This window comes from Erysipelothrix sp. P66, assembly GCF_038682365.1.
Taxonomy (GTDB): domain Bacteria; phylum Bacillota_I; class Bacilli_A; order Erysipelotrichales; family Erysipelotrichaceae; genus Erysipelothrix; species Erysipelothrix piscisicarius.
Genome location: NZ_CP152290.1, coordinates 710,410 through 730,221, shown reverse-complemented (window position 1 = coordinate 730,221; position 19,812 = coordinate 710,410). Strand labels below are relative to the sequence as shown.

Annotated in this window: 25 protein-coding genes and 1 tRNA gene; 7 read left to right on the top strand and 19 right to left on the bottom strand. The window is 35.2% G+C overall.

The genetic code is table 11. The features are described from left to right. Positions 1-61: 61 nt before the first annotated feature. The 4 genes from AAG186_RS03600 to AAG186_RS03585 form a co-directional block, all read right to left on the bottom strand. Positions 62-1,249, bottom strand: coding sequence for a PcfJ domain-containing protein (locus AAG186_RS03600; RefSeq protein ID WP_342622018.1), 1,188 nt, complete (start codon positions 1,247-1,249; stop codon positions 62-64). Positions 1,250-1,401: 152 nt separating this feature from the next. After that, positions 1,402-1,806: a Cas9 inhibitor AcrIIA9 family protein gene (locus tag AAG186_RS03595; protein WP_275164314.1), complete on the bottom strand. Its 405-nt coding sequence runs from the start codon at positions 1,804-1,806 to the stop codon at positions 1,402-1,404. Then, positions 1,803-2,159, bottom strand: a complete 357-nt coding sequence (locus tag AAG186_RS03590) for a hypothetical protein (protein WP_275144811.1) — start codon at positions 2,157-2,159, stop codon at positions 1,803-1,805. Before AAG186_RS03590 ends, AAG186_RS03595 begins: the two co-directional genes overlap by 4 nt. Further along, entirely contained in the window at positions 2,146-3,084 is a 939-nt protein-coding gene (locus tag AAG186_RS03585) for a helix-turn-helix domain-containing protein (protein ID WP_342622017.1), read from the bottom strand. The genes AAG186_RS03590 and AAG186_RS03585 overlap by 14 nt, the downstream gene beginning before the upstream one ends. A 269-nt stretch (positions 3,085-3,353) precedes the next feature. Here AAG186_RS03585 and AAG186_RS03580 point away from each other — a divergent pair, with 269 nt between their 5' ends. After that, positions 3,354-3,899, top strand: coding sequence for a DUF2321 domain-containing protein (locus tag AAG186_RS03580; RefSeq protein WP_275164318.1), 546 nt, complete (start codon positions 3,354-3,356; stop codon positions 3,897-3,899). Between the two features lie 279 nt (positions 3,900-4,178). Continuing rightward, positions 4,179-4,568 carry a DUF2513 domain-containing protein gene (locus AAG186_RS03575; RefSeq protein ID WP_275164319.1) on the top strand — a complete coding sequence of 130 codons (390 nt, stop codon included), beginning with the start codon at positions 4,179-4,181 and terminating at the stop codon, positions 4,566-4,568. Here AAG186_RS03575 and AAG186_RS03570 read toward each other — a convergent pair. Next, a complete protein-coding gene (locus AAG186_RS03570) occupies positions 4,565-4,774 on the bottom strand; it encodes a hypothetical protein (RefSeq protein WP_275164320.1) in 210 nt (69 codons plus the stop codon). The two genes, AAG186_RS03575 and AAG186_RS03570, sit on opposite strands and share 4 nt — an antisense overlap. Next, positions 4,771-5,691 carry a tyrosine-type recombinase/integrase gene (locus AAG186_RS03565; protein WP_275164322.1) on the bottom strand — a complete coding sequence of 307 codons (921 nt, stop codon included), beginning with the start codon at positions 5,689-5,691 and terminating at the stop codon, positions 4,771-4,773. Before AAG186_RS03565 ends, AAG186_RS03570 begins: the two co-directional genes overlap by 4 nt. Positions 5,692-5,799: 108 nt before the next feature. Between AAG186_RS03565 and AAG186_RS03560 the strand changes: the two genes are divergently transcribed. Next, positions 5,800-6,012 (top strand): hypothetical protein, encoded by a 213-nt coding sequence (locus AAG186_RS03560; protein WP_275168769.1) that lies wholly within the window; start codon positions 5,800-5,802, stop codon positions 6,010-6,012. 325 nt (positions 6,013-6,337) lie between these two features. On the opposite strand, the gene AAG186_RS03555 is transcribed toward AAG186_RS03560, so the two are convergent. The 4 genes from AAG186_RS03555 to AAG186_RS03540 all read right to left on the bottom strand — a co-directional run bounded on the left by AAG186_RS03555 (position 6,338) and on the right by AAG186_RS03540 (position 8,015). Beyond that, positions 6,338-6,538, bottom strand: coding sequence for a hypothetical protein (locus AAG186_RS03555; protein ID WP_342622016.1), 201 nt, complete (start codon positions 6,536-6,538; stop codon positions 6,338-6,340). Positions 6,539-6,605: 67 nt separating this feature from the next. Further along, positions 6,606-7,346 (bottom strand): phage antirepressor KilAC domain-containing protein, encoded by a 741-nt coding sequence (locus tag AAG186_RS03550; protein ID WP_342622015.1) that lies wholly within the window; start codon positions 7,344-7,346, stop codon positions 6,606-6,608. Between the two features lie 62 nt (positions 7,347-7,408). Further along, positions 7,409-7,633, bottom strand: coding sequence for a hypothetical protein (locus AAG186_RS03545; protein WP_342622014.1), 225 nt, complete (start codon positions 7,631-7,633; stop codon positions 7,409-7,411). A gap of 151 nt (positions 7,634-7,784) precedes the next feature. Further along, positions 7,785-8,015, bottom strand: coding sequence for a helix-turn-helix transcriptional regulator (locus AAG186_RS03540; protein WP_275157870.1), 231 nt, complete (start codon positions 8,013-8,015; stop codon positions 7,785-7,787). Between the two features lie 141 nt (positions 8,016-8,156). Between AAG186_RS03540 and AAG186_RS03535 the strand changes: the two genes are divergently transcribed. From AAG186_RS03535 to AAG186_RS03525, 3 genes are all read left to right on the top strand, one after another. Then, positions 8,157-8,381 (top strand): helix-turn-helix transcriptional regulator, encoded by a 225-nt coding sequence (locus AAG186_RS03535; protein WP_275157871.1) that lies wholly within the window; start codon positions 8,157-8,159, stop codon positions 8,379-8,381. Positions 8,382-8,406: 25 nt separating this feature from the next. After that, entirely contained in the window at positions 8,407-9,534 is a 1,128-nt protein-coding gene (locus tag AAG186_RS03530; protein ID WP_342622013.1) for a restriction endonuclease, read from the top strand. Positions 9,535-9,611: 77 nt separating this feature from the next. Then, positions 9,612-10,742, top strand: a complete 1,131-nt coding sequence (locus AAG186_RS03525) for a site-specific integrase (protein WP_342622012.1) — start codon at positions 9,612-9,614, stop codon at positions 10,740-10,742. Between the two features lie 73 nt (positions 10,743-10,815). On the opposite strand, the gene AAG186_RS03520 is transcribed toward AAG186_RS03525, so the two are convergent. From AAG186_RS03520 to pepD, 5 genes are all read right to left on the bottom strand, one after another. Next, positions 10,816-10,902 (bottom strand) — tRNA-Leu (locus tag AAG186_RS03520). 128 nt (positions 10,903-11,030) lie between these two features. Further along, complete coding sequence (locus AAG186_RS03515) at positions 11,031-11,699, bottom strand: hypothetical protein (protein WP_161636576.1); 669 nt, start codon at positions 11,697-11,699, stop codon at positions 11,031-11,033. Between the two features lie 71 nt (positions 11,700-11,770). Continuing rightward, positions 11,771-12,631 carry an acyltransferase domain-containing protein gene (locus AAG186_RS03510; protein ID WP_342622011.1) on the bottom strand — a complete coding sequence of 287 codons (861 nt, stop codon included), beginning with the start codon at positions 12,629-12,631 and terminating at the stop codon, positions 11,771-11,773. Between the two features lie 50 nt (positions 12,632-12,681). Beyond that, on the bottom strand, positions 12,682-13,155 hold the full coding sequence (locus tag AAG186_RS03505) for a PTS glucose transporter subunit IIA (protein WP_123171605.1): 474 nt from the start codon (positions 13,153-13,155) through the stop codon (positions 12,682-12,684). Positions 13,156-13,266: 111 nt separating this feature from the next. Continuing rightward, on the bottom strand, positions 13,267-14,697 hold the full coding sequence (pepD, locus tag AAG186_RS03500) for a beta-Ala-His dipeptidase (protein ID WP_342622010.1): 1,431 nt from the start codon (positions 14,695-14,697) through the stop codon (positions 13,267-13,269). Positions 14,698-14,793: 96 nt separating this feature from the next. On the opposite strand from pepD, the gene mscL reads away from it, so the two are divergent. Beyond that, positions 14,794-15,201, top strand: a complete 408-nt coding sequence (mscL, locus tag AAG186_RS03495; protein WP_200542684.1) for a large-conductance mechanosensitive channel protein MscL — start codon at positions 14,794-14,796, stop codon at positions 15,199-15,201. Between the two features lie 157 nt (positions 15,202-15,358). Here the strand turns inward: mscL and AAG186_RS03490 are convergent, their stop codons facing one another. From AAG186_RS03490 to spx, 4 genes are read right to left on the bottom strand one after another with little or no spacing between them, the layout of a single operon-like run. Then, on the bottom strand, positions 15,359-17,494 hold the full coding sequence (locus AAG186_RS03490) for an ATP-dependent RecD-like DNA helicase (RefSeq protein ID WP_200542683.1): 2,136 nt from the start codon (positions 17,492-17,494) through the stop codon (positions 15,359-15,361). A 16-nt stretch (positions 17,495-17,510) separates the two neighbouring features. Next, a complete protein-coding gene (locus AAG186_RS03485) occupies positions 17,511-18,257 on the bottom strand; it encodes a type II CAAX endopeptidase family protein (RefSeq protein ID WP_342622009.1) in 747 nt (248 codons plus the stop codon). Continuing rightward, positions 18,223-19,341 carry a tRNA 2-thiouridine(34) synthase MnmA gene (gene mnmA / locus AAG186_RS03480; protein ID WP_342622008.1) on the bottom strand — a complete coding sequence of 373 codons (1,119 nt, stop codon included), beginning with the start codon at positions 19,339-19,341 and terminating at the stop codon, positions 18,223-18,225. The genes AAG186_RS03485 and mnmA overlap by 35 nt, the downstream gene beginning before the upstream one ends. Continuing rightward, on the bottom strand, positions 19,338-19,775 hold the full coding sequence (spx, locus tag AAG186_RS03475; RefSeq protein ID WP_003773302.1) for a transcriptional regulator Spx: 438 nt from the start codon (positions 19,773-19,775) through the stop codon (positions 19,338-19,340). The genes mnmA and spx overlap by 4 nt, the downstream gene beginning before the upstream one ends. Between the last annotated feature and the right edge of the window lie 37 nt (positions 19,776-19,812).

The following is a 19,812-nucleotide window of genomic DNA, read 5'->3' as shown; positions in this document are numbered from 1 at the left end:
TTAAAGGCGTATGATGAGTGTTTTTTATTTTGATACTTTTTGTAATTTTGCACACTCACTTTTATGCATCTTCTAGCATTATATTCCCTCTATTCTCTAATTTTTGCCGAGTATGATTTGCCCATTTCTCAACTGCGTTCATTACTTCATCTGGTGCGATTTTATTATGTTTACCTCTACACTGAACAACTGTATTACGATTAAATTCGAGTGTGTACAAAGGTTTTTCTTTTTGATTTTTTTCTCGAATAAATACAATTGTGGTTTTACCCTTTGCATGATTATTTATATACATTGCCCCGCCTACACAATGGTGCAACATTTTTCCCTCTAAAATTAAATCATTAGCACTTTTAGGAATCAAAAAACTGTAATCATCAATCACTTCCTCCAGATGCTTTAGTTCTTTAAATCTTTCCTCGAATTCTTTCAATTCTACATCTCGTTTTCGCCGATTCAATAATTCAACTGCGTTATCATGCGCATTGCATAAATTGCTTGGCAGCAGCACATTGGTTCCTTCAAGTGGAATATTAAGTTCTTTCATTAGATCAAGATAATCGAAATAAGTCTTTAAATCAATTTTGTATTTCAAAACCCAATTTTGAAACTTAGTAATTCCAATTCTTTTGGGAACACGTTTGATATCGTGGTAATTTATATACTTATGGATTCCAGGAACAACAGTTCCCCCTTTGTTTAATATCCTTCGATTTAACTCAAACTCTTTAAAGGACACGTTTGAGTCTCTGAGTAAATGTTTGTTTTTCTTTAACCATTTTCGGTTAATGGTTCTCATATCTACATTGATGTTATTCAAGACTTCATGCGAAATTATCTTGGCATTTATTTTTTGTAAAAATTCAATTTCACGTCTAAATCTATATACATGACTTAATTGACATCGTTTGATTTGGTTCTCGCCAAAAGAAATATACTTAAGCTCCGACACCGTTTGAATACGTTTTTCCCAATTATTATCAAAAAAATGTGTTTGACAATAAGGTCCTCCCATGATTCCGTAGATGTTTGATAACCCAAATATAAATTGATTGAAGTATTGAGTTATTTTAATGTGACGACCGTTCTCAAATATCTCAAAATTGGTTAACCTTCGTTCTAAAAATTCTTTACCTTGCTTTATAACAAGCCAATAGCCATACGATTGAATTTCTATTCTCTTTGTTGTGACCAATACAATAGCAAACGAATAAAACTTGCTAGGAAGCGATAAACATGAATTCTTCATAAGTCGTTTTGAGACGATTATCGAAGATCGTCGCGTTGAGGAAATGATTTGCTTCTGTTTGTTCTTCCACTCATATACAGGTATTTGTGATTCACACCAATCAAAAAAATGCTTTGGTGGTTTTAATTTACGAGTAACGTAATCCTCTGGTTTCATAGATCAAAAATAGATAGTTGTACTTCGTCAGAAGTATCATTCCTTCTTTTCATTGCATTCCGTCTTTTACGTTTCTCATCATTGTCCACTTTTTGCTTAGTATTAGTTTTTACAATGACGTTTTCTTTTGAAACATTTGTGGAAGATAACATAAAGTATTCTTTAACCCAACTAAATACAGCTTCATCAGTAGCAATTCCGTAATTGCCACTTCTTTTAACTTTCGAGGCACAATATGATAATGCTTCTGCTAAGTTTTTGCCCTTCTGAAGTATCCCTGCAAATAATTCAGTATCGTTTTGATCTGAAATCCAATTATGAATCTTGTCAATAGCATCGTTATTCGAGCGGTTTACTTCTTCGAGTAATTTGTTGAGTGCTTGCTCTTTGATTTTATTCATGATACTTCCTCCTCGAATTTCTTGAAAAAGTCACCGATGCCCATATGCGAGGAATAGATTTTGCTAATTTCATAATTGATAATGATGTCCTTCCCTACCATTACCCCCACAACTCTAATCAAATCTCCTTGATTTAGCCACTTTCCGTTCAGATATTGGCTCTTTTTTAATCTCCAAGTGGTATTTACCCTTGGAACACAAATCACGCCGCTATAGCGATTTATGAGCGTCTGAATTTCTTTCAAGTATATACTCTTGTTCTTGCTTGATTTTGATTTTTGATATCGCTGCACAAGAGAGAGTAGCAATTCATAATCTAGATGTGCTTGTTTCAAAAATTTATATGATGTCACACTCTTTCTCCTTCTCTTTTTGACTATTTGTGTTTTTCTGATGAATCAGATTCCGAATGTTACGTTTTACCTGATCTACATTTATTTCAGTTTTGCAATCATTTGTATAAGTCGGCTGTTTAATTTCAAAAGCATGAAATCTTTTGGACGACATTGGTTTATCACAATTTTTGAAATCTTTTATTTCATCCTCCCACCGCTCACCATTCAAATATGTTGTTGGTAACGGAATGTATTTCCCATCAGCTTTCTTCCAATCTTGACAATTTGCTCTTCTCTCCAAATCTGAAATAATCGTTTGCGCAAGTTTTGGATTTTTTCGAATAATCTGAATTAATTTTGTTTTAGCTTTCTTCTTGTCCTGCCGTTTTGGATAAAGCTTCCAAAACATCTCAAAAACTTCATGGGGACTATAGGGGTTATTATTAATCTTGTAATATTCATTACTTGTATTATTATCTACGACAATTTTGCGGATAGGGGTATCCTCAGATTTGCGGGTACCCTCCCCGCAATTTTGCGGATAGGTATCTGCAATTTTGCCTATAGGGTCGTGTGTCATTATTTCAACTTGTATGACCCGTTTATCGATTTCTTTAGAGTTCTCTTTATACAAAATTTGAATGCTGATATAACCCAATTTAGCAAGTTTATTAATACGTCTCGAGATTGTGTCTTTTGAAACATTATAAAGACTTGCGAAATACTGGTTTGAGGCCCAACATTGACCGTTCTTTTGAGTGAGTGCGGTAATTTCAGAATATAAGATCTTATCACTATCACTAAGTCGTGTATCATAGCGAACATGCGCTGGAATTATTGAGTAAAAGTTTGGGTGTTCGATATTCATAATAATGTCTCCTTCTTTAATTTCATTACTTTGAATCTGCCATTCATAATTTTTACATTTTGATTTACGCTCCAAATCAAACGATTTATTTCAATTCCTGTTTTTTCAGAAATCTCTTGTAATGTTCCTTTACAGATTATTTTTTGATCAATTATGTCATAAATTGAATACAATCTTATCGCTCCTTCTTTAAGTTTTTATAGTGAACAATTAGCACAGAATATCGTCTCAAATGCGGTAGATAACCTGTATATTATTTTATTTTTTAAAAACTACTTTATACGCAGTCTTTAAGGTGTTTAAGACACTTTTTAAAAATGTATACTTTTTGTGTTTTTCTTGATATGATTTTAGTAGTAGAAAGCAGGGAAATAATGGGAATTTATGACAATAACTATTGGGCAGCTAAAATTTGTACTAATGGACATATAGTTGATTATGGCAATGGAGAAACAGACTCATTTTGTAATAAATGTGGTTCAAAAGTTCTTGATAGTTGTAATTCTTGTAAAGCACCAATTCGTGGAGCAAGTCGTTATATCAGTATGGCTTATGATGATTGGTACGTGTATAGTAGTGCGGAATTAGAAAATATGGTGCTTCCATATTACTGCCCAAATTGTGGAACTGCCTATGAATGGACTCAGAATATCTTAAATAGTGCAGTTGAATTACTCTCTCTTGAAGATTCAATTAGTCAAGAACACAAAGACCTAATTAGAACAGCGATACCCGACTTGATCGTCGACACACCTAAGTCACCAGTCGCTATAGCTAAGTTCAATAAGGGCTTTTCTAAACTTTCAAAGCCAATTAAAGATGGAATGTATCAACTTTTAGTCGATGTTTTATCTGCTTCAATTAAACAACAGCTTTTTCCAACCGACTGAAATTTTCCACATCTTAAACAGAAATTATCTGTACTAAGAATCGTCGTATTACACCAGTAGCACTTTATCAAGTGGGCAGTGTCTTTATTGACATCGTCCACTTTTCTAGTTTTATCAATCATTCTACATCTTCCTTTCTCTTGTGATAAGGTTCTATTATTATGATTTTTTATTATCTTATTTACATACACTTGTACAGTGTGTATATCTCCATTTTCGTAAATCTACACTTTTTATGATTTTATTGATATTATTTTGATGTGAAAGGAGGTGAATTGAATGAAATTGAATCATGAATGTGTACGTGATTTACTCTTGTATCTCGAATCTCATCTAGAATTGAACGACTACTATGATCTTGCTAAGTCTGAGCTTCTTGAAACCTCTAATTTTGATAAAGAAGTAATTTACTATACTGCGATGAAATTAATTGAAGCAGGATACATTGATGGAAAACCTAGTTATGCTTCAAATGTATTACTTAGGTTCCCAATTTCTTCTATAACTTGGGAAGGTCATAAATTTTTAGATAACATACGAGATGATGATGTTTGGAGAGAAACCAAGGGTATCATTAGTAAATTTACATCCGTTTCGGTCTCTATGTTAGAAAATATTTCAAGTCAAGTAATAACAAATATTATCTCTAAGCAGTTGGGCTTAAACTAATCAACAATCGCCCAGTTATCTGCAGTTAGATCATCTAAATCAGGATTCCACCGAATACAACTGCGGTTTTCTATTGTATCAATTACAATGCAACAAGCGGGAGTGTTTGTCGGTTTAATTTTTAAGTATACTCTTCCATCTTTTAACGGTCTGGCTATAAAGCGGTTCTCTTCAACCGCTTTTTTTGAAGCTTCTACAATATTCATCTAATTTCCTCCATCGATTTTAAATAGTCCTCTAATGTACCTCTTGTATATATTCGTGTCGTTTCTACACTAGAGTGTCCTAAGATATCACTTAATTGAGCGAGTTTAAGCTCGCCTTTTTTATTTACAAAGTTGAATCCGAAATAATGTCTAAAGGCGTGAGGATTTACTTTTTTCTTATTGATTTTGCATAATCCTGCAATCATTTTTAAACCATCATAAATTTGCCTGTAATCGAGATTAACAACCTCTTTGACATCTTTATCAAGTGTCTTAACAAATGCTCTTATTTCACGTCCTAATGGTCCTGGTAATGGAACTTTTCGGATTTTACCCTTGTTATCAACCGATACATATTTGTTTTGAACTGCACCAATCGTAAAGCTCGATAGTTCATTGACTCGAACTCCAGTTTCTCCCATAATACGAATAGCAAAATATAAGTTCATATCTCCTAATGATTTAGCCTTCATCCACATTCTTTTGAACTCATGATCATAGATACGGTGTGGCAATGTATTATCACCTTGACCTATCATTTTGGTAATTTTCAAAATACCTAAATCGCAATAAAATAAGAAACGATTAACGGATGTTATGTAGGAATTTATTGTTGACACTTTCTCATATTCATCCAACAAATCTTGTTTAAAACAGATAAGATCATCTTTTGTTAAATATGAATCATCTGAAGTATATCGATCAATGAGTCGCCTTGCTCCCCTTAAATAAACTTTCTTTGTACTTTCCGAAAACTCATGTTCATGCAAGCTCTTGGGATATTCCAAGTAGTATTCTTCAAGGTCTGATCGATACAATGTAGGAATCTCTTCAAGTTCTTTTTGAATCGCTTCAAGTTGAGTTTGTAAAAAGGCTCTTTTTGAATTCTGATTTAAGTTTTTTGCCTTTTTGGGCATTTTACCTCCCCCTTTCAATTATTGTGAAATTAAGTTCTCGCTATTTCATACCCTTTTGACACATCATTTCGTTAGACTGCTACGATGTGGTTAGAAAGGAGGGATTAAGTGAAAGAGTATCTATACAACAGAAGTAAAACGGATGGAGTTTACCATGAAGTTCATGTCACCACCTGCAATCATTTGCCTGACATGGAAAACCGTGTTTCACTCAAAAAGTACAACAACTGTCATGATGCGATTAGAGAAGCAGAAAGGCTGACCGGCGACCATGATTTTGATGGATGCAAGTACTGCTGCAAAAATTGTCACAACGGATAAACTATTAAGAACAGCGTGGTTTAGTCTAGCGTTGTTCTTTTTTTAGTTCCTCTTGGTAAATATCCATAAATTGTTGAAAGTCATCATCTCCACACTGACAGTAACGTTGCCTTATTGCCTTTATATCCATGCCGTATACTTCCCAATATTCGATTAGTAGTGAATTTAAAGCTTCCAATCCTGACTTTTTCGAATCATAAAAGCAATACTCTGATCCACACTTAATCCCTCCTGGATTGTTATATTCGAGCCATAATTGGCTCGTACCATTTCCTGTTTCAAGTCGCCATGTAGTACTTACGAACGCATCAAATTTAGGATCTCTTCATTTAGGTTCATTCGTAGTCGAACTCTCTAATAATAAACTTTGATTGTTCTTCATTATTTCAATTTCTTTAACCAAGTTTGTTTGCTCTTCAAATAAATTATTCGTTATAATTTTAACGTCATTAATCAAGCTACGATTCTCTGCCACTAAGATAAGCGTAAAAATTGAAAGCAGTAATAGAACTATGGTGACAAGCATTGTTATGCCACAAAAAATTCGTTTTAATCTATACATTTTCACTTACGAAGACCTCCTTAATCATTGCTTAATTTCTCTCAATAACGGGTAGAATTTCTTTTTCCTTTAATAACTCATACAAGAAAAGTCGCCCCTTTTGCGTCCATTTCGTATTCATCACTGTCTTTTCTAAATTAAAAGCATCCTCAATAATAATTGTTTCCGAATGGGTGTATCCCTTACCTTGATGCTGCTTATACAATAGCCATTGATCCGATTGTTTGTATTGAACTCCATACTCATGGAGTAATTTATTCATTGCTTGACCACTCATTCCATAATCTTTAGCTATCTGGGTAATTGTTACCAAAGATTTAGATTTCAAGATTTTATCTGTATAATCGGCCTTGGGCTTCAATTCTCCGATTATTTGGTTTTTAATCTCCAGTTCTTTTTGTTGTTGAGCGGCTAGTGCTAATGCATCCGAAAAAGTTGAAGGAACTTCGTATTTTTCGAAACGACGAATATCTTTTAAAATTATTTTTATTCTTTTCTTGAACTGCTTTGCAATGGGTTTTCGCGATTGCATCAATACTTCATACAAACCGTCTTCAGTGAGAAACCACATTTCACGTTTTTGACCTGAAGCAAGGATTGTTTGCATCAGCTTTTCATCTTCATCTACAGTTTTAATCATTTCACTCGCACGACTATGTTCAATCCATTGAGCAACATCTTGAGCTAAGAATAGAGGATTATCAATACTTCCATAAATTTTGAATCTTTTATCCAAGATTTCAGTTTCTTTCAATACAATAATATCTTTCATTTAAATCTCCTTTCCATTAATTACTTTGCAGGTAGTATTCTTACTCTTTTCAAAAATGATAACTACGTTTTATCATTTCTGCATCGCTTCTTCTTTTTATTCCGCCACTCATGAAATAATTTTTGAGGGACTCTATTTTCAAACATTTCAAACTCTAGTGTTTCAATCTCGTATTTCTTAACATCATCAAATATGCGAGATGCATGTTCATAACTACATGCTAAATAGTTCTTAATATCTGTTTTATAAATATATTGTTTTTCCTTGCCATTTTTGGAATAAATCATGTTATATCCTATCCTCCGAAAAAAGTACATGAAAAGTAACAATTATAACGAAAATTCAAAATTTCAATCTTAAGAATCAACTTCAGTGTTTTTCGAATATAATAATTAAAATCTTGATTGGTATTCAAGATACCATTTTGATTTAAAAAAATTACAAGTTCAACTTATTCAAAACTTTCTTTTCCATTGACTTAAATTCCTCAATATCTTCTAATTTTACATTAAAGTTTCGCTTTATAAATATAAAATCTGGCAATGTCCAATTTATCAATCCTTGCTCTTTTTGCGAGTATGTAGATTGAGCAAGACCCATTTTAGATGCCATCTGTGATTGTGTAAGATTTGATGATTTTCTTAACATACGAATATTAATATTATTCATTGCACCCCTCCTGTTTGGTATCCTCAATACCAATTTATAATAAGATTTCGGTATTGTCAATACCAATTATTAGATTTATTGATATTTTTTTTGTTTATATTATAATGGTATTACCAATACAAATTAAGAGAGAGGTTAATTATGAATCAAGATGAAAAAGAAAGATTAGGACTTATTTTAAAAAAATACCGTATTAAAAACAATATGACTCTAGAGTACGTTGCTGATAAGCTCAATATTACTCATAAGTCTGTCCAATTTTGGGAACAAGGTAAAAATGAAATCAAATTATCAAAACTGATAGCTATTTCTAAACTCTATAATATTTCAATAGACTCTATATTAGAAGAAGCAAATATAAAATAATGGAGACATTTTAAATGGGGGGACTATGTTAAATCGTAAAAATAATCTAATCAAAAAGTTAAATATATTATTGAAAGATATCATATTTCTGTTACTCAAAGCGCTATACTTTTTTGTTAATGTCGCAGCGATATTTTGTATATTTAGCGAAATTTTCCTATTCTTTTCTCTTTTTAAAGATCAAGAAAACGTCGGCGCTTTTTATACCTGTTCAATAATTTTGGCTATAGTTGTATACATACATTTACACCTCAAAAAAGAAATTAAGAAATTAGAACTACAAAGGACTTCAAATATAAGCCCACAAATATATCATATCAACAATGATAATTTAGTTTCTTCTGACAAATACGAACCTAAAAACTCATTTATAAATATTGATATAGAGAAGAAAAGCGATTATATAGATGAAAATCTAAATAATAGTAAAATTGGAGTTCCTGAAAACATAACAAAAAAAATAGTAAAGAATAAAGTTTATTCTAGAGTTTCCAAGAAACAATCAGAATATGAATTAAGCGAAGCAATAGCTTTAGACCAAAACGTTTTGAATGACCACGACTTGTTAACTCGTATCGTTGAATTTGTTGTTCATGAGAGTACTTTTAGTCAAAAAAAATTACAAAATGAATTTGATCTTGATTTTATAACACTCTCTTCATATTTAGATACACTAAGAACGCTTCAACTTATAGATTACAAAAACGAACGGATTAATATCCATTTTGACCTTTCAGATATTATTTTAAGAATAGAAAATGCGCGTACATTTCATAAAGATTTAATAACACGAAAGAGATTTGAATCACTTAAAAATCATACTGAATTTGAAGATTTTATAATTGACCTTGTGACAAAGCTTGATTATGAAATTATTAAAATAGTACCACAAGTCAATAATCAAAGCGTTGATTTTATTGCAACAAAAGATAAAGTTAAATTTGCATTTCAATGTAAATTTCATAACGCTCCAATAAGCTATGGTACCATCAAAGAAATAATTTACGGAGTAAAATTTTTCGACTCACACGTTGGCGTAGTTGTAACAAACAATAGTTTTAGAAAACCTGCAAGAGAACTTGCAGATTCAAATAACATTGTACTTTGGGATGGCGATGATTTAGTAAGACTCATTAACTCTATAAATTACTAATAGCTATAGCTAACAAAAAGATAATTAAACAAACTACCTTTTAACGATCTCATGAATAGTGAAAGGATGATTTTAGTATGCCTGTATATAAAGATCAAAAACGAAATACCTGGTATTTTGATATCAGGTACCGAGACAGTTTGGGAAAGGTAAAAAGCATAAAACGACGCGGATTTGACAGTAAACAAAAAGCAATAAATGCAGAGCGAAAATTCTTAAAAGAAATGAAAAAGGACGATTTACCAAAATCGAGAATGTCTCTTAGAGAAATAGGAATAGAAATGGTTGAATTATCAAAATATGATGTTAAAGAACAAACATATAAAGCAAATTTATACAAAGTAAATCAATTTATCCCTGATACTGCTATTGCATCCATTACACTAAGAAAAGCATTAGCTTGGAGAAATTCATTGGCAGAGATTAAAACACCTATTCGCCATAAAAAAGACGGTTCAACCATAGGTGGTAAACCGTATTCAGTTAAATATAAAAATGAAATCATTGCACTTTATAAATCGATATTCAGATATGCAGTAAAGATGGAGTATATATATAATGATGTCTCTATCAATTTATCCCCATTTAAAAAACAATTTGAAGATATGACCAAATACAATATTATCGATTATGAGACTTTTATGGAGGCCTGGAAAAAACTCCCGGAAAGGACCCTCGTAAATATTTATTTCAAATTATTTATTTTACTCGCATTTTCTACAGGTGCTCGACGAGCTGAGTTAAAAGGACTCACTTTTAAAGATTATGATGGTAAAGGAATTTCAATTAATAAATCTGTCACAGGAAAAAATTCTGATCGTGCAAAAATAGAAAAGACTAAAACTGCCGCTTCCGTCCGATATGTTGAATTAGATAACTTTACGGTCACTCAAATGAATAATTATATCGAATTTATTAAATCAAAATTTGATGTAAAACAATCAGACTTTATTTTTGGAATCAAAACTCCTCTTCCAAATAACACGATACAATACGCATTCAAAAGAATGGGGCTTGAATGCAGGTTACACGATTTAAGACATTCACACGCGACGCTTCTAATACAAAATAACGTCCCAATTAATATTGTTTCAAAAAGACTAGGACATTCAACAGTTGAGATGACTCTAAAAGTATATACCCATGCATTTGCTGAAAGTCAGGATAAAGCTGTTGATGTATTAAACAAAATGTCCTCTACCACTTAAATGTATCCCCACTGTATCCCCATGCCAAACTTAAGCATAAAAAAGCCCACTATATAGTGGGTTATTTTCATATTGGTGCCCGAGGACGGACTCGAACCGTCATGAGTTTTACCTCGCTGGATTTTGAGTCCAGTGCGTCTACCGATTTCACCACTCGGGCATGTTGTTTGCTTAATAATAATATCTTAAAAGGGGCTTAAATGCAACCTAAAACTTAAAGTATTTCACATAAATAACGAATTTATTTATTTCCAATGAAAATAAAAGAGTTCACGCATGTGAACCCTTCTATTTCTTTAAAATTTGATCTTTTAATACTTGGTATTGTTCTTTATTAATCTCGAGGGGTTCATGGCGCATAGCACGCTCGATTTCAGTAAGTGCGCGTTGGTCATGACCATTTTCTTCCAAGATCATCGCTTTACGGAAATACCAAACACCTTTAAGTTCCTCGGGGGATTGTTCGATCAAGGTATCAATGGCTGCGAGTGAGTCCATATCGTGATTAATAAAAATTGATTCATCCAAATCCAGTTTCTCAAGAAGCTGGGTGCGATTATCCATATCCGATTCGCGAATAAAGGTACGCAGTGCTTCAAGTGCTTGTTTGGTGGATTCAACTTCATCACGCATTAATGCATATTCATAAAGTTTCATTAAGTACTCTAATTTTTGATTGCGGTTCATATGAAGTTTCTCCATACCCTGCGCAATGCTTTGAACCTGCTCACTGTCATTGACACTCATAAAATAATTAAGTTTAAAGAAGTTACGGTTAAATGTGGGGATGGTCAGTTTCGCAAGCCAACTATCAATATTTTTCGTGAAGGTTGGGGTGTCACTTTCCATAAATGCTTTCATTGCCTTATCACTCGCTCTTTTACCCAGTAATCGGATTAAAAGTTGGATCGCGATAAATGCAACGACAAAGATCATAAACAATTTTAAGTAATCCATGGCTTCCTCCTATTTGGAATATCTAGTACTATAATAGACTATTTCACGTAATAATGAAATCCCTATCACCATTATTCGAAGTTTTCAAATTCGATAATCCCACATGCAACCCCAAGCATTTCCGGATGTTTGTATGCATCACGTTGTAATTGGGTTGTTTTGTCCATGCGACTGATTTCATACATATCGGTTGTCCCATAGATGCGTTCCAGTGCTTGATATCGGTTATGTGAAGAAGCAATGACTTCGAAGCGATTTCCAAACTGAACGATATGGCTGTTTGGATCACCAATTAAAGCCATAATCCCGCGATGAATTAACCATGTTCGGGTAATAAACGCTTTAAAATGATGTTCGGGGAAGGTCTTTGTAAAGAAGTCATGCGCTTGTTTGAGGGATGCATCGATGGCTTGTGGTGATAAATTGGCATCACGTTTTATATGAATGTTAAGCATCATGGTGTTTTCAGGAAAACGGTGTTTTTGTTGTTGGGGTAAGTGCATGGTGTCATGACCACTCCGTTCAATCTCCGCATAACTGAATGGAAAAATTTGATAACGCAAACTTCCAAGTTCAAACATTTCAAAACGGAACATAAAACGTAACCAGATGACATCACTATCGCTGAGTCCATAATGATCATTGGATTTATGATAACGTTCAATACGATAGTTTAGGTCTTGAATGCTGGCGTTAAAGATTGCATCGTCAATACCACGCTGAATATATTGTTCTTTGAGCTCAGGAAGCATATAAAGCGTCCGCATGAGGCGTTCTTGGGGATTGAGTTTCAATATAGGGAGTGCGTTCTTTTCACCCGTATACGGCTTCGCACACGTTTCTAAGACATATTGATAGTTATCGTATTGTGAGATTAGGATTGAAATTGCATCGTCATTAAACTGTGCTGTTTTTAATAGTTTCTTAAGCATTAGGGCACCTCTTTCATAAATTGGAAAAAAAGACATCATGAAGATGTCTTTTAAGCATTAATTGAGAAAATGTCTTCAGACTCGGGTGTTACCGATTCCCCTTCTTTAAGAAGCGTAATGGATTGTCCTGAAGTTAGAATAAAAGGACTTACTAAAGATTTTCCGTTTTCACGAATATAATCAAGATCCACAGTGGTTAACAGATCACCTTGGGTAACCTTATCACCTTGCTTCACAACACCATTAAATCCTTTACCATTAAGTTCCACCGTATCAATTCCTAAATGAATTAACATCTCCACACCACTTGCATCCGTAATGCCAAAGGCATGACCTGTAGGAAAGACCAAAGTTACATCACCGCTAATGGGTGCATAGACCTTACCATCAGTGAGTTCAAGGGCATAGCCATCCCCCATCATTTTGGTTGAGAACACTTGATCTGGAACATCCTTAAGCGCTAAGACGGTACCGGTACCAAATGAACGGTATGATTCTTTATTTTTTTTAAACAAACCAAACATAATATCGTCCTCCAATCAGTTACTCTAATTTTATCATATTATTTTAAAAATATAATTGTTAAGTGTTTGAAATTTACGCATAAATTTCGTAAACGATTTCGGATTTGGAAACTAAGCCTTGAAATCGTGAAGGGATTCAAGCAGCGCCACTAGGAATTCATAAGTACGGTCAAACGACGCGATATCCAAACGTTCATCCGGTGTATGAATATCAAACATAATTGGACCAAAACTTACAATATCGATATGAGGCATTTTACCCTTCCAAATACCAAGTTCCATTCCACCATGTGTTGCTTCAGTTTCCATGTCTTGACCACGAAGTTCTTTATAAACACTCATTGTACGTTCGCGTAATTTTGACTTCGCATCGTAGTTCCATCCAGGGTAACGTGACGTAAACTCGGTCTCAAGATCATTTTGTGCTGCAATCCACTCAACTTGACGCATTACCGTATCCAAGACAAACGCTTGCGTTGCACGAATCGACATGGTGATTTCAAGTTCGTTTTCGTCTAATCGTACTGTCCCAATATTTGAAGACGTGATGACCAAGCCTTCAATTGCTTTACTCATTTGAATTACACCGTAAGGAAGCATAAAGAGTGCATCCACAACACGACGTGTGTCTGCTTCACATAAAGCACGCGTTGTATGACCTTCTGTTAAGGTAAAGTTTAAACCCGCGTCACTGAATTCATATTGTTCTTTAAAGCCTGCTTCCATTTCTTTAAACCATGCTTTAAATCCTTCAAGATCTTTCATGGCTAAGGTGAAATCATGTTCACGCGTGATCGCGTTCATTTTTAAACCACCCTCTGCAGCAACCACACGGAAATCAAATTGATCGAGTGCACGACGCATAATGATTCCTGCAATCTTGGAAGCATTCCCACGCTCTTGATCAATTTCACCACCTGAGTGACCACCTAAAAGACCACGAATTGATACGGTAATTGTATCCGAATCAATATCTTCAAATTGTACTGCCTTCGCAAGACGTGCACGCACACCCCCACATGAGGATACATACGTTTCAACTTCACCCGATCCATCCAAACCAATGCATAATTCTGACTTAAGCATTGATGTATCCAGTTCAGTCGCACCCGTTAAGCCCGTTTCTTCTTGAACCGTAAAGACGCATTCAAGGGCAGGATGTCCCATTTCTGAGTCCGCTAAAACTGCCATCATATACGCAACCCCGGCACCATCATCAGCACCCAACGTTGTATTATTAGCATAAAGCATCCCATCTTTAATAATCAGTTCGATAGGATCCACATCAAAATCATGATTACTGTCTTTGTTTTTTTCCGCAACCATATCTGTATGGGATTGAAGCATTACAGTCGGTGCATTTTCATAACCTTGAGTTGCCGGCTTAAAGATAATCACATTCCATAATTCATCTTGGATGTAGTCTAAACCTAATCCTTTCGCAAAATCAACTAAGTGATTACTAATTGCTTCTTCATTAAACGAAGCACGAGGAATCGCACTGATTTCTCTAAAATATTTCATTACAACTGATTCACTCATAAAAGACCTTCTTTCTTGTTCTTTGTCGTATAAATCATATCACATTCCTTTGAAATATCACATAAATCAATTATATTATTAATAAGGAGGAGCAGTATGAAAAAATTTATCACAGAATTCAAAGAATTCGCAATGCAAGGGAATGTGATTGACATGGCAGTTGGGGTTGTTATCGGGGGTGCGTTTGGGAAAATCGTAACGTCACTGGTAGCAGATATCTTTACACCACTCATTAGTTTATTAACCGGAGCCGCAAACTTTGAGGACTTGAAGTGGGTTATTAAACCTGCAGTCGGTGAAACACCCGCCGTTGTCATGAGTTACGGAAACTTCCTACAAGCAACAATCGACTTTATTGTCATTGCTTTATGTATCTTCATGGTTATCCGCGCTATGAATAAATTTAAAAAAGCACCTAAAGTTGTGGAAGAGGCACCTGCACCAAAATCAGATGAAGTTGTGTTACTTGAAAACATCTTAGATGAACTCAAGAAAAATAAATAATCGCTGAAAAAGCATAAAAAAATAACACCTATTATAAGCGGTGTTATTTTTCTTATAGTAGTATTATAGCTACCATAATAGATTTTGTCTCCCAAACTAAATCCACCATGTCTAAGATTCATCACGTCTCAGACACGTCTATTATATCAAATTTTTCTTACTTTTCAAATGCTTCTTGCAAGCGTTCAGTTAAATATGTATTGCGTTTGGCTTCGTGGTGATTTTCAACTGCGGTGTGAAAGGCATCCAATTCACCAACCAAGACGAGTGATTTTGAAGATCGCGTTGCCCCGGTATAGTAAAGTCGACGGGATAACATGCGGTAAAAATCTCGCACTGCTACAAGAATCACAATGGGATATTCCGACCCTTGAGCTTTATGAACGCTCATGGCATAAGCATGGGTAATGTTTATATAGGAAGATGGCTCATACTCGACGAAGTTTCCATCAAAATCAACAACCAAACGTTTGGCTTCAACTTCCACAAGCATCCCAATATCGCCATTAAATACAAAATCATCCGGTTGATTTTTAAGTTGTAAGATTTTATCCCCTTCTCTAAAAATCCGTGTCCCGTACATGATTTGTGCTTTTTGAGGACTTTCAGGATTACACATTTTTTGAAGGAAGTGATTTAAATTATCAATCCCAGCTGGACCTGAGTACATGGGTGCTAAGACTTGAATATCGCTTAAATCATAACCACGCTGCATAGCTTCATCCACAACCTTTAAGACAATATCTTTGACACTGCCATAACGGCTATCAAAGAACCGGACATCACGATGATAATTTGAAACATCCAGAAGACCTTGATTCATATTAACCGCTAAGTCAATAACTTCAGATCCGGCCTCTTGACGGTAGTTTCGTTCTAAGGAAATTGTTTTAAATACCTTCGATGCAATTAAATCCCCTAACACAAAACCACTGCTCACTGATGGAAGCTGATCTTTATCACCCACAAACAGCAGTTTTTTTACCCTCTCCGATGCTTTTAAGATATGAGCAAGAAGCCATGTATCGACCATTGAAAACTCATCGATAATTAAAATATCGGTTTCTAATGGGTTTTCTTCATGCATACCAAACTTATTGGATTCCAAATCCCATTTAAGAACAGAGTGAATCGTAGCGGCTTGGACGTTGGTTAATTCTTCCAAGCGTTTTGCGGCACGCCCAGTCGGCGCACATAAGGTAATGTGTAGCCATGGACAATTTGCTTGGAGTAATGTGACCACACCCGATAACAAGGTACTTTTCCCCGTTCCCGGACCACCGGTGAGAATCATGACATCTTCACATAAAAAGGACTCAATGGCTTCGCGTTGGGTATCATCAAATTCAATGCGAAGCTGAGATTCTATTGAAGCGATTTTAGATTCCAAATCATCCAGATCAAAATCATAACCTGTGTATTTAAAATTCTTAAGGGTTTCGGTAACATAAACTTCACTATCATATTGCGTACGGTGGTAAAGACGATCACCATCTTCAACCAATTCACCGCTTTGAACCAGCGCTTGATACGCCGCTTCCACTCGCTCTGCATCCCCCATTCGCACACCATCAAACAATTTATCTTTGGTAATAAAACTGTCACCCGCCCCAAAACAAATTGTTTTATAACGGTCAAGAACCAGTGCCTCAACACGCAAGGGATCATCCAGCGCATAACCAAGCGACATTGCGACTTTATCAGCGGTTTTAAATCCAATACCATCGACGTCATAAACAAGACGATAAGGATTTTCACGAATCACTGAAATCGCATTATCACCGTATTCTTTGTTTATTTTAATAATTTGCTTATTTCCAAGTCCATGGGCAAGCAAAAACGATACCGCATCTTCTTGCGCGTCTTGTTTGCGAATCACCGAAACAATCATTTCCGCTTTCGCTTCCGTAATCCCTTTAACGTCAAGTTTAAAAGACTCATCCTCACGAATTTGATCTAAAACATCTTCGCCATAAGTATCCACAACTGCAGTTGCCGTTTTTTGACCGATACCGGGAAAATTGGGTCCACTTAAAAAACGAATAATAAAATCACGGTGTTGGGGAAGCATTTGTTTAAACGCAATGACATCAAACTGCATGCCATAACGTGGATCTTCGACGTAATCCCCTGTAAACTCATAAAATGAATCCAGCTCTAAAGTCGCCAATGGCCCCTTAATGGTCATTGGCTTTTGATTGCTATTGAAAAGAACAATCCGGAAAATACCATATCCAGATTGTTCATTTTTAAATATACATGTTTCGACAGATCCTTTAATCGTTTGTTCCATAATATTGACCTCAAATCTAACCTAAAAACATTGGTAGAATTACAGTTAATGTTGCGAAGGTATTGTTCAACATATGGACAAAAATTGCTCCCCATATTGAACCTGTTACTTCAAATGCCATAATCATAAAAATTGCCATTCCTGAATAAGGAATTAAGTAAATCAATTGCGTTAAATCTCCGGTAAGCATCATATTGGGTAAGATATGGATTAACCCAAAGAGCAAACACGAAATTACGATGCTTGATCGGTATGATTTTTCAGAACGCAAGGATTGGTAAAACGCTCCACGAAAGACAATCTCTTCCACAATGGGCGCAAACACTATTGTTGCAAACATATTTAGATACGGAAAATTACGCAACCCTTCATTGACCGCTTCTTGATTGGCACTTACGACACCACTTCCCAGAATTAATTGAACCAACAAACCCAGTGCAATATTAAATAAAAGCAAAAGACCCGCAATCCTAAAAACAGGAATTATATTTGTACGTATGTTTCGTTTAAAGAAATAATAGCTTGCACGTAATTGTCGATGGACAATAGCGACCGTGGATATCAGCGTAAAAAGATAGATAAACATTGCGACACGAGGTGTCACAACAGTTTGGGAACCACTAACCCAAGCTCCTAAGCGTGGGTAAAGGTATTGATATCCACAAAAATAATTTATAATCACAAGAATCAATTGCAGGGGTGTAAATTCAAACCGTCCCTGATCAAGATCATAATTTCGAATCATAAGTGACTTCATTTCCATTTGTATCAAAAACACGGTCAATGCGACCACCACCAAGACAAGCTTCACCAAGGTAGAATACCGCTTCTTGACCCAACGTTACCGATTTCACATCATCAATCATTTCAACACGGAGTCGCGTCGCATCAATCCAAGCAATACGCACTCGCACATCTTTTTGACGATATCTAAATTTTGCGGTACATTCAAGATCCGCTTTTTCATCCGCAAACCAGTTCATTTCCGCAATTTCGGCAGCACCGGCAAAGAGCATTGGATGGTCTGCGCCTTTTCCAACATAGATACGGTTTGTTGATAGGTCTTTTCCCACCACAAACCATGGGCCTACAGCCGTACTGATGTCCAAGCCATGGCGTTGACCTATTGTATAGAACATAACACCTTGATGTTTTCCGAGTACTTTTTGTGTATCCACATCGATGATATCCCCTTCCACATCTTTAAGGTAGTTTTTAAGGAAATCACGATATTGACGTTCACCAATAAAGCAGATGCCCGTAGAATCTTTTTTGGTTGCTACCGGTAAATCTAACTCTAAGGCGATACGACGAACCTCGTCTTTGGTTAAAGAACCTAATGGGAATAATACCCGTGGTAACACTTCAGGACGAACACGGCTTAAGAAATACGTTTGATCTTTATTTTGATCGACGGCACGATACATTTTCCCATCACGTGTAATGGCATAATGACCGGTCGCAAGTGCTTCAAAACCATTCGCATCCATAAAATCATAGAATGCATCAAACTTCACAAAACGATTGCATAAAATGTCCGGATTCGGAGTATTTCCGCGTTCGGTTTCTGCTAAGAAAAATGAGAACACATGATCCCAATATTCTTTAACGTAATCCACACGAAGCAATTCTAAACCCAAATGGTCAGCAACACGTTTCGCATCATCATAGTCCACTTCTTGTGAACACATATCATCTTTAATGGTTGGGTTTCCCAGAATATCATTATTCGCAAAAGAATCCCAATTACGCATAAAAGCGCAAGTAACATCATGTCCTTGCGATTTTAATATATGAGCCGCGACTGCGCTATCGACGCCTCCAGATAAACCTACTAATACTTTCATTTTTCATCATCTTTCATTGCCATGCTGCATGACCCATACTTTGGACAGGTTGGATCACACGAATGTCTATTTGCCGAACGTAATTCCGGCGGTAGAAATGCATCGATTTCTTCTTCATCATACCCCACTAAGAATGATTTATCATTCATAATGATTGGACGTTTTAAAACGGATGGATGTCGTTGAATAAATGTAATTAATTCACTCATCGATAATTCCTCTAAGTCAAGTTGTGATTCTTGCATCACTTTTGAACGTTTCGAGATAATATCTTCCGTACCGTTTTCACTTCGCATAAGTAAATGTTTAATTTCTTTCTCGCTAAGAACCGATGTAAATATGTTTTTTTCAATAAATTTTAAATTCCGATCTTTAAGCCATTGTCGAACTTTTCGACACGACGCACAACCAGGAGATGAATAAAGAACAATCATGTGCAAACCTCCCTTTTAATCAATTATACATTTTATA

Excerpts from the sequence above, each read along its gene's own strand:
- AAG186_RS03510 (WP_342622011.1), bottom strand. The coding sequence starts at position 12,631 with ATGCTTAAGAAACTATTAAAAACAGCACAGTTTAATGACGATGCAATT.
- pepD (WP_342622010.1), bottom strand. The coding sequence starts at position 14,697 with ATGAGTGAATCAGTTGTAATGAAATATTTTAGAGAAATCAGTGCGATT.
- AAG186_RS03570 (WP_275164320.1), bottom strand. The coding sequence starts at position 4,774 with ATGAATATTGTAGAAGCTTCAAAAAAAGCGGTTGAAGAGAACCGCTTT.
- AAG186_RS03595 (WP_275164314.1), bottom strand. The coding sequence starts at position 1,806 with ATGAATAAAATCAAAGAGCAAGCACTCAACAAATTACTCGAAGAAGTA.
- AAG186_RS03565 (WP_275164322.1), bottom strand. The coding sequence starts at position 5,691 with ATGCCCAAAAAGGCAAAAAACTTAAATCAGAATTCAAAAAGAGCCTTT.
- AAG186_RS03490 (WP_200542683.1), bottom strand. The coding sequence starts at position 17,494 with ATGGAACAAACGATTAAAGGATCTGTCGAAACATGTATATTTAAAAAT.
- mscL (WP_200542684.1), top strand. The coding sequence starts at position 14,794 with ATGAAAAAATTTATCACAGAATTCAAAGAATTCGCAATGCAAGGGAAT.
- AAG186_RS03505 (WP_123171605.1), bottom strand. The coding sequence starts at position 13,155 with ATGTTTGGTTTGTTTAAAAAAAATAAAGAATCATACCGTTCATTTGGT.
- AAG186_RS03525 (WP_342622012.1), top strand. The coding sequence starts at position 9,612 with ATGCCTGTATATAAAGATCAAAAACGAAATACCTGGTATTTTGATATC.
- AAG186_RS03575 (WP_275164319.1), top strand. The coding sequence starts at position 4,179 with ATGAAATTGAATCATGAATGTGTACGTGATTTACTCTTGTATCTCGAA.
- AAG186_RS03530 (WP_342622013.1), top strand. The coding sequence starts at position 8,407 with ATGTTAAATCGTAAAAATAATCTAATCAAAAAGTTAAATATATTATTG.
- AAG186_RS03600 (WP_342622018.1), bottom strand. The coding sequence starts at position 1,249 with ATGAAGAATTCATGTTTATCGCTTCCTAGCAAGTTTTATTCGTTTGCT.
- AAG186_RS03540 (WP_275157870.1), bottom strand. The coding sequence starts at position 8,015 with ATGAATAATATTAATATTCGTATGTTAAGAAAATCATCAAATCTTACA.
- AAG186_RS03550 (WP_342622015.1), bottom strand. The coding sequence starts at position 7,346 with ATGAAAGATATTATTGTATTGAAAGAAACTGAAATCTTGGATAAAAGA.
- AAG186_RS03555 (WP_342622016.1), bottom strand. The coding sequence starts at position 6,538 with ATGCTTGTCACCATAGTTCTATTACTGCTTTCAATTTTTACGCTTATC.
- AAG186_RS03545 (WP_342622014.1), bottom strand. The coding sequence starts at position 7,633 with ATGATTTATTCCAAAAATGGCAAGGAAAAACAATATATTTATAAAACA.
- AAG186_RS03580 (WP_275164318.1), top strand. The coding sequence starts at position 3,354 with ATGATTTTAGTAGTAGAAAGCAGGGAAATAATGGGAATTTATGACAAT.
- mnmA (WP_342622008.1), bottom strand. The coding sequence starts at position 19,341 with ATGAAAGTATTAGTAGGTTTATCTGGAGGCGTCGATAGCGCAGTCGCG.
- AAG186_RS03515 (WP_161636576.1), bottom strand. The coding sequence starts at position 11,699 with ATGGATTACTTAAAATTGTTTATGATCTTTGTCGTTGCATTTATCGCG.
- spx (WP_003773302.1), bottom strand. The coding sequence starts at position 19,775 with ATGATTGTTCTTTATTCATCTCCTGGTTGTGCGTCGTGTCGAAAAGTT.
- AAG186_RS03535 (WP_275157871.1), top strand. The coding sequence starts at position 8,157 with ATGAATCAAGATGAAAAAGAAAGATTAGGACTTATTTTAAAAAAATAC.
- AAG186_RS03485 (WP_342622009.1), bottom strand. The coding sequence starts at position 18,257 with ATGGAAATGAAGTCACTTATGATTCGAAATTATGATCTTGATCAGGGA.